Source organism: Thermogemmatispora sp., assembly GCF_019683755.1.
GTDB lineage: Bacteria > Chloroflexota > Ktedonobacteria > Ktedonobacterales > Ktedonobacteraceae > Thermogemmatispora.
The window spans coordinates 1-5908 of record NZ_JADGHT010000295.1 but is presented as its reverse complement, the minus strand read 5'-3'; the positions used below and the strand labels follow the sequence as shown (position 1 = coordinate 5908).

The following is a 5908-nucleotide window of genomic DNA, read 5'->3' as shown; positions in this document are numbered from 1 at the left end:
AGATGAGCCGTCCCAACATGGGAGCGCGCTCGCTCTCGAGCCGTTGGGCGGCTCTTTCGTCCCTCTCTCCCTATCCAAAAATGCTACGCCTGCCTCGTTATATGCACAGACTCCGATATAATAAGCGGCATCTGCAACGTCTGTGAGGGTTCAAGCGTCCTGTATAGTAGGAGAGGGAGAGCCACTAACTGTGACTGTAGTGCCTGACTGTGAAGGTCCTACTGACAATTTCCAACGATTATCTTTACAACTCTCACTGATCTGGTGAGAGTACGCTCTATGTGTCTCTCTATTTGCTTTTTCTAAAAACGGATGCTGCTTGAGCTAAACTAGTATCTTAAGTCATTCCTTTAGAAAAACACTGTTGTCGATCCACGAGGATGAGTGGCTTTGTAAAGTATGGAGGTAAAAGCCTTGCCTGGGGTACGCGCCGCATCTTCTCCGCCACGGCCACGCCGTAATGACCTCATGACGTGGGCCGAAGCTGATCTCTCCTTGCTCGGAGAGCGAGAAAAGCAACGTTATGAGCAACGCAAAAGGGCTGTAATTGACTATTATACGACTGATAAGCCTCTTGAAGAGATTACACTTGAGTATCGTCTCTCCTGGCAGACTCTCGCACGGCTCCTAGAAAAATGCCTCAAGCGCCATCCTGATGGGCGGCTCTGGGGTTTTCGCGCCCTCATTCCAGGAGCGATGATCAGCGAGAGTACAGAGGAGGCCACAGATACCAGACCAGAGCCAGAGGAGGCTGATCCCCAGAGAACAAGCGCGGACAGGCCCGACGAGACAGAGCAGCGTGCCAGAGGGCATGACCGCGAGGAGACGAGAGTACCTACAGAGGAAGACGAACCAACAGTCAGATTAGCGGCCTTGCAGGGACCGCGGTCTCCTAGGCGATCCGCCTGCCTTCAGCCCGCTCCGGCTACGACTGACAAAAAGGCGCCTGAGTCTGAAGCTGCCAGCCACAATGGCCATCTGCCAGGCGCTCCCTCCCTCAGCGCAGAAGAGCCTCCAACCTCGGAGCAAACCAACGGTCAGGACAAGAACAGTGACCAGCAACATCTTACTGAAACTGATAAAGAAGAAAAACAATATACATCGGACTCTGACAAAGTAACAGATCAAAGAGAAGCTAATGAAGAAGCATCTGAGGACTCTGCTATAAATCCCAAGGGGGACATTGAAGCCGAGACAGATGAAGAGCGCGAAGCAACTGTATCCCTGGAGCGTCATCGGACCTCAGCCGCAGTGCAGGCGGCAGAAGACAGGTCGGCCTGCGCACAAAGCGATGATCACGGGCGGAGCCTGGCCGATAGGCCGACAGCGCATCTGAGCACAGAGGGAGAGCAGCGAGAGCCAGGGCCAGATCAGGGGCAGACTCACCAGGAAAGGGAGCAAGCCTGGCCGCCCAGCAGCCAAGAAGAGACCTCTGAAGAGAAGGTCTCACCCGAGACTGAGGAGTTACCCACAACCCTGCTTGATGAGCGCATGCTGCCGGCCCCCTTACACGATGAGGCTGAGATCGACCTCTTCCCTGGCCATGAACGAGAGCTAGTCGACCTGGCCACCGTACCGACGACGGTGCTAGGATTGGCCAAAGGTCAAGTCCGGGAGAGCAGGCAGGGACGTCGAACCCTACTTGATCGACGTCTTGCTCAGCAGCTTCGTCGAATTCGTGAGCGCCGTCGCGGGCGCAGCCAGCAAGAGCGCAAGCATCATCGTTTCCGTACCTATCTCTCTCTCGCTGTGCTACTAGCGCTCATTGTCGGCCTGCTCCCGCCGGTGGGGGCAGCCCTGGCCGCCTACAGCGCCTACAGCAACGTCAAGGGCCTTGCCGAAGATGGGGTCAGGCACCTCATGAACGTCAAAGACCTGCTCACACTAGACAAAAGCAATCCCCTGGCGGCCCTCGAAGCTGACAAGCTACAGCGTGCTCGCCAGGAATTCCGGCAGGCGGGCGCAGACTTCCTCCAGCTTCAGCAGCTTGTCGAACGCACTGACGTCCGTGACGCCATCCAGAGCTTTGCGCCTGAGTATGCGTCCAGCCTCGACATGGCGCGGCATCTCGTACAGGTGGCGCTCGATGTCTCGCGCATGGGAGAGGAAATGAGCGGCGTCGGCCTGCTAGCAGCCAGCATTATCCACGGTTCTCCTCTAAGCAGCAACGACAAGAGCAAGCCGTTGCTGACTGCCCAGGACGTGACCACCGTGCAGGGGTCACTGGTGCATGCTCTCTACTATATCGGAGATATCGAGGAACAGATGCGGGCCGTTGATCTCAAGCAACTGCCCATCCTTAACGCCCATCAACGCGAGCAAATCACCAGCATAGTCAAGGCCCTTCCCCAGGCGCGGCAGCAGATCAACCAGGTGCAGCAGCTCATTCCGCTCGTCTCCTGGTTGCTGGGAGTCGATGGGCACCGACGCTATCTCCTGCAGACGATGGACAACGCCGAGTTGCGTCCCGGAGGAGGCTTTACCGGTCAGTATGGGGTAGTCGACGTACAGAATGGTGTCGTTGGGGCGCTAGCGCTGCGCGACGTTGCCAAACTCGACTACGCTGGCAACGGCTTCCAAATGGGGCGGCAGGCCCCACCGGGCTATAGCTGGATGCACATGGGGAACTTCGGCCTGCGCGACTCCAATGTCTCCGGCGACTATCCCACGACAGCGCGCATCAATATCCAGGTCTTTGAAGATGAGGGGGGTGGTCCCGTTGACGGCGACATCGCTTTCACCCCTAATTTCATTGCCCACATCCTTGATGTGACCGGGCCGATCGTCGTCAAGGAGTACGGTGAGACAATCACCTCACAGAACCTGGCCGATCGCCTCCATTATTACCAACAAGATCCCGCCGGCATCGCGCGTCAAGAGCAGATCACTGGCAAGAGCCTGCACGATGCCCGCAAGGCCTTTACCTCGCTGGTGGCCAAGCTACTGCTTGACAAGGTGCGGCATCTGCCCGTCAGCAAGCTGCTCGACATCGTCAAAGGAGCCGTCAAGGATATTCAGGCGCGCGACCTGGAGCTGTACTTTACTAATCCGGCTGTCGAAGCCTGGCTTGTACAACAAGGCTACTCTGGCGCTATCAATAGCTTCAAGAATATCGATGGCTTCCACGTGGTTCAAGCCAACATCAGCGTTAACAAGGCCAGCCAGTATGTCCATAGCACTTTCCAGGACACGATCACACTCGACGCCCAGGGAGGTGCCACACACAACCTGACCATTATCCTTGACTATGACCAGCGTGGCCCCGTCTACGGCTTTGACGCCTACAGCGACTACATCCGTGTCTACGCCCCCGCAGGCTCCCAATTCATCGATGGCGGCGGCTTTGACTCCGGCCAACCTGTCTGCAGCGCAGGCCGCAGCAGCACCCAATCGCCTCCTGGGACTGGAACCTCGTCGCCATCCTCAAAGCAGCCAATCGCCGGCAGCAAGTGCGACAGCTATAACTATATCCCGCCTGACGGCTCGCGCTATTGCCCAAGTGGCAACTACGCCCTGGGACCGCGCTACCAGAATCCTCCCGTTGATAGCGTAGGGCCGCCAACAGCTTTACAGAGCGATCTACCCGGGCGCGCCATGTGGGGAGGCCTGACTGTCACCCCCAAAAACTGCACTTCCTATATCCGACTTTCGTGGTATGTGCCACATGCCCACATCAATCCAAAAGACCCGTCCAACATCTACAGCGTCCTTATAGGCAAGCAGGGCGGCATGGTTCCCACCGTCGACATTACCATTGACGCCACAGCCCTGCACCTGAAAGGCGTCAGCACCCTGCACTATCATAGCGACATCCATAAGGACCAGGTGATTACCCTGAAAGGGCCACAGACCGCTGCCAAAGCCACCCATCAAGCTAGAGCGGCTACTGGCTCCCAGAGCGGTCCCGCAGCGATGGTAGCACCTGCTACAGCAGCTCGCCTTGCTGGCTTTCCGCTGTTAGCTCAGCCGTTCACCACTCCTACACCAGCGGTGACCACCAGTGGGCGAGGGCGCTAGACCTGTGCTGTGTAAAATGTGGCTGCCCTCGCTCCTGGCTCTGCTCATCAAGCAGGCCAGCAGAGGGGCTGCCAGCGCTGTAAAAAAGGCCGGTTCTCCTCTTGCGGCGCGAGGAGGGGAGAACCGGCACGCTTGATCTGGGGTTGCACGGGTCTAGGCTCCTGCGGCGAGCGCTTCAAAGGAAGCCCAGCCCAGCACCTCACTTTGTAAAAATGCTCGTTGGCAAGAAGGCCCCGACGACCCAGTGAGGCGCGTCCACCACCTCACAGATCTTCAGATCGACGGCGACGCTACAGAGCATATACGCGTCGCTGCGCGAAAGGCCGTAGGTGCGCTGCAAGTAATCGATCATATGGCGGATCGCATTGCGTGTAGCCTCCATCAGATCGGGGCCGATGCCGTCGGTCACATAGTAGGGGGCCGTATTGGTGCGCTGGATGAGCGGTCCGCCCGTCAAATACTGTGGCTCTGGCACCGGACGATCCTTGTGCACCGTTAAGCGGACTACCGCATGCATCGGCGTCTCAATCGCGGTGCCACAGACCTCGCCGTCGCCCTGGGCGGCATGACCGTCGCCCATCGAGAAGAGGGCTCCAGGCACCTCTACCGGCAGGTAGAGGCGTGTTCCCCTGGTCAGGTGGCGCGTATCCATATTCCCGCCGTGGCGGTAGGGAGGGATGGTCGAGAGTGCCCCGGGCTGTCCCGGCGCCACACCGATCTCTCCGCAGAAAGGAGCCAGGGGAATGCGAATACCAGGCGCGAACTCGGCCCAGCCATCGGCGCCGCCCTCCAGATGCCAGATCTTCAGCGCCGGTTCGGGGAACTCATCGGCCAGCAGACCAAAGCCCGGAATCACGCCTGTCCAACCCCACTCGGCTGGCTGCAAATCCAGAAACTCCACCTCCAGCGTATCTCCCGGCTCGGCTCCCTCCACGTAGATCGGACCATGAACCTGATCCACGCGCGAGAAATCGAGCGAGCGAATAGCGTCGACCGTGCTATTGGCCTGAATCTGGCCACAGGAAGCCTCCAGCATATCAAACTCCACCACCTCACCCGAGCTAATCCGGGCGATGGGAGGAATGCTATGGTCCCAAGCCAAATGCCACTGATCACGCCGGATGTGGATCGTACGCCCTGTCTTTGGAACACCTGTCGTCATGGCCGGTAGAAAGCTCCTTTCTTTTGGCCGTATACCTTTGGCCAGGCTGTATTAAGCCTCAAACAAGGCATGCAATTTGTGCGCATCATCAATCGACAGCAGCTCAAGCGAGTCGACGCGCATATATCGTATTACGGACCAGGGGACCAGGATTTTAGCATGGCTCAGGATCTCGTGCCCTCGCCCTGCTTCTCTCATGGCCTGCTGAGACGGGGCTGTGAAGGCTCCTCCGATTTGCCAATCTGCCACGCTTCTCGCCCTAAGCCCCTTTTCTCTTCCCTCTTCAATCAGGCTGCCTGATCGCCGGTGCATCCGTGACCACCTCAGTGCTGCCTGCCTGCAGCCCCTCACTCTCCTCCAGATGCAGACCGATGCGCTGCGCCAGGGAGGGACTGGCGATAATACAAAGCAGCCCGAGCAAGAGCCAGGCCAGCGCCACATATGGAAAGATATTGTATGGAGGAGCCGGAATCGGATAAATATTGCTGTAGAGCGTGTAGCCCAAGAAAACGATCGCCAGCAGAGGAATCAGCCACTGCCAGCTCCAGAGGCGCCGGCGCAAGAAGAAGAACCAGATCGCCCCCACATTCGTCAGGAGATAAGCCACCAGAATCAGGAAGACCCCGATTGTCCCCAGATAGCCGAAAAGCGTTGCTCCGGTCATGTTGGGAACCAGACCCCAGATGCTCACCACCACAAAGTCGAGGAGCATGATCACACTCACCGCCA

2 protein-coding genes and 1 pseudogene are annotated in these 5908 nt (G+C 58.1%); 1 reads left to right on the top strand and 2 read right to left on the bottom strand.

Going from position 1 to position 5908, the window contains the following annotated elements:
- Positions 1–1251 precede the first annotated feature (1251 nt).
- Complete coding sequence (locus IRZ24_RS15765; protein WP_297166028.1) at positions 1252–4017, top strand: DUF4012 domain-containing protein; 2766 nt, start codon at positions 1252–1254, stop codon at positions 4015–4017.
- Between the two features lie 199 nt (positions 4018–4216).
- Here the strand turns inward: IRZ24_RS15765 and IRZ24_RS15760 are convergent, their stop codons facing one another.
- The gene (locus IRZ24_RS15760; RefSeq protein WP_297166026.1) at positions 4217–5179 is read right to left on the bottom strand and encodes an acetamidase/formamidase family protein; all 963 of its coding nucleotides are present in this window, start codon (positions 5177–5179) and stop codon (positions 4217–4219) included.
- Between the two features lie 283 nt (positions 5180–5462).
- A pseudogene (locus IRZ24_RS15755) lies at positions 5463–5908 on the bottom strand (hypothetical protein); the annotation flags it as partial.

Bases quoted from the DNA above. Each gene is read 5' to 3' on its own strand.
- IRZ24_RS15760 (WP_297166026.1), bottom strand. From the start codon at position 5,179: ATGACGACAGGTGTTCCAAAGACAGGGCGTACGATCCACATCCGGCGT.